Origin of the sequence: Thermomonas sp. (assembly GCF_035369645.1) — a bacterium.
Classification (GTDB): domain Bacteria; phylum Pseudomonadota; class Gammaproteobacteria; order Xanthomonadales; family Xanthomonadaceae; genus Thermomonas.
This window is the reverse complement of record NZ_DAOOUM010000079.1, coordinates 1-2,028: the sequence shown is the minus strand read 5'-3', so window position 1 is coordinate 2,028 and position 2,028 is coordinate 1. Positions and strand designations below refer to the sequence as shown.

The window sequence follows — 2,028 nt, the reverse complement described above, 5'->3', positions numbered from 1 at the left end:
ATCGCCGAGTTGCTTGGGCAGCTTGAATGGGACGCAAGCTTTGATCACAAGGCCGAGCGCAGTCGCAAGTGAGCCTGTTTGTTGACACCAGTACTTGGTCGCTCGCCCTTCGCCGTGACGCGCAATCGGTGCATGCATCATCTTTCACTGCTCACAGCGGACAACGACTTCATACATGCTGCCCGTTTCGTGCCTTTAAGGCTGGCAGTCCGTTGACCTGCAATGTATAGACAAGCTCAAGCTCGCGGCGGCCTAACGCTTATGTCTTCAAACATCCCTATCTTATAGGTCGAGAGCCCGACGCCACGCCGTTGCCGGAGCGAAGCGGGTTCGGCTTGAACGAATTGTTAGACCGCATTGCGAGAAACCACGATGACCAGCCCCGCCTACAACGCAAACCGCTCCCGCAGGATGGTGTTCACCCGCGTTTGCCAGCCGGGGCCGGTGGCGCGCAGGACGGCCAGAACATCCGGATCAACGCGCAGATTCAGCGGCACCTTGGGTGCTGCCTTGACGCTGCCAACAGGACGCCCGCGCTTGCGTGCAGCGAGGGTCTCCGGCGTGTGCACAGCAGCGAACTCCCCGCGCTCGGCTTGACGGATGGACTCAAGCAAGTCGCTCTCGAACGGCGACAGTTTTTCGGTCTTCTTCGACATGGTATTACTCCAACAGCTTGCGCAATTCGCGCAGAAACGCTTGGGACAGGCTTTCGGTTTTGGACTTCGGATACACGATCAGCAGATTCACCTTGCCCGCCGCAGGCCGCGTGTAATAGATCACACGCACGCCGCCGCGCTTGCCTTTGCCCTGCGCCGACCAGCGCACTTTGCGCAGCGGCGCGAACTCCGGGATCACGTCGCCCACTTCCGGGTTGGCAGCGATGAAATCCACGAACTCTTCGCGCTCGCCCTCGCTCCACACGTTGGCGGCGTAGTGGATGAACATCGGGGTTTCGGTGACGGTGAACATTTATTAAAATGTATCTACAAACAATTACCCATGTCAAGCGAGCTTGCATTCCGCAAAGAACGGGCGTACTGCATGGGGCAAGGAGCTTAGAAACTCCGTAGCAAGCGGAATCCGCGCTCAAGCGTTGTACTCCACCTCGCCATACAGGTCGTGTTCGTCGCTGCCCATGATCCGCACTTGCACAAATTCGCCGGGGCGCAGGCCGGCTTCGCGGCCGTCTTGAATCTGCACTAAGCCGTCGATTTCCGGGGCGTCGGCTTTGCTGCGGGCGATGGCCAGTTCGCCGTCGATGGCATCCACGATGCAAGTCTGCACGCTGCCCACTTTGGCTTCGAGTTTGGCGGCGGAAATGTCAGCCTGCCGTTCCATGAAGCGGGCAAGGCGCTCCTGCTTCACGTCCTCGGGCACGGGGTTGGGCAGATCGTTGGCTTTGGCACCCGTCACCGGCGAATAGGCGAATGCGCCGACGCGGTCGAGTTGGGCTTCATCAAGGAAGTCCAGCAGGTCTTCGAATTCCTGTTCGGTCTCGCCGGGGAAACCGACGATAAAGGTGCTGCGGATGGTCAGCTCCGGGCAAATGTTGCGCCAGTTGTGGATGCGCTCCAGCGTTTTATCCACCGCGCCGGGGCGTTTCATGAGCTTGAGAATACGCGGGCTGGCGTGCTGGAACGGGATGTCCAGATACGGCAGGATTTTGCCATCGGCCATCAGCGGAATCACGTCGTCCACATGCGGGTATGGATAGACGTAATGCAGGCGCGTCCACACACCGAGTTCCGATAGCCCTTCGCACAGCGCCTTCATCCGGGTTTCGTACATGCCCGTGCGCCACAGCTTGGGGGCGTATTTCACATCCACCCCGTAGGCACTGGTGTCTTGCGAGACCACCAGCAATTCTTTGACGCCGCCACGCACCAGTTTTTCGGCTTCGCGTAGCACCTCATCCACCGGGCGCGACACCAGATCGCCGCGCATCGACGGGATGATGCAAAAACTGCATCGATGGTTGCAGCCTTCGGAAATTTTCAGATAGGCAAAGTGATGCGGGGTCAGCTTCAA

At 59.3% G+C, this 2,028-nt stretch carries 3 protein-coding genes; all 3 read right to left on the bottom strand.

Annotation, left to right across the window (positions count from 1 at the left end):
• Positions 1 to 386 precede the first annotated feature (386 nt).
• Positions 387 to 656 carry a BrnA antitoxin family protein gene (locus tag PK789_RS11355; protein WP_324308918.1) on the bottom strand — a complete coding sequence of 90 codons (270 nt, stop codon included), beginning with the start codon at positions 654 to 656 and terminating at the stop codon, positions 387 to 389.
• 4 nt (positions 657 to 660) lie between these two features.
• Positions 661 to 969 carry a transcriptional regulator gene (locus PK789_RS11350; protein ID WP_324308917.1) on the bottom strand — a complete coding sequence of 103 codons (309 nt, stop codon included), beginning with the start codon at positions 967 to 969 and terminating at the stop codon, positions 661 to 663.
• 117 nt (positions 970 to 1,086) lie between these two features.
• On the bottom strand, positions 1,087 to 2,028 hold a 942-nt coding region (rimO, locus tag PK789_RS11345; RefSeq protein ID WP_324308916.1), incomplete at its 5' end, for a 30S ribosomal protein S12 methylthiotransferase RimO.

Bases quoted from the DNA above. Each gene is read 5' to 3' on its own strand.
- PK789_RS11350 (WP_324308917.1), bottom strand. From the start codon at position 969: ATGTTCACCGTCACCGAAACCCCGATGTTCATCCACTACGCCGCCAAC.
- PK789_RS11355 (WP_324308918.1), bottom strand. From the start codon at position 656: ATGTCGAAGAAGACCGAAAAACTGTCGCCGTTCGAGAGCGACTTGCTT.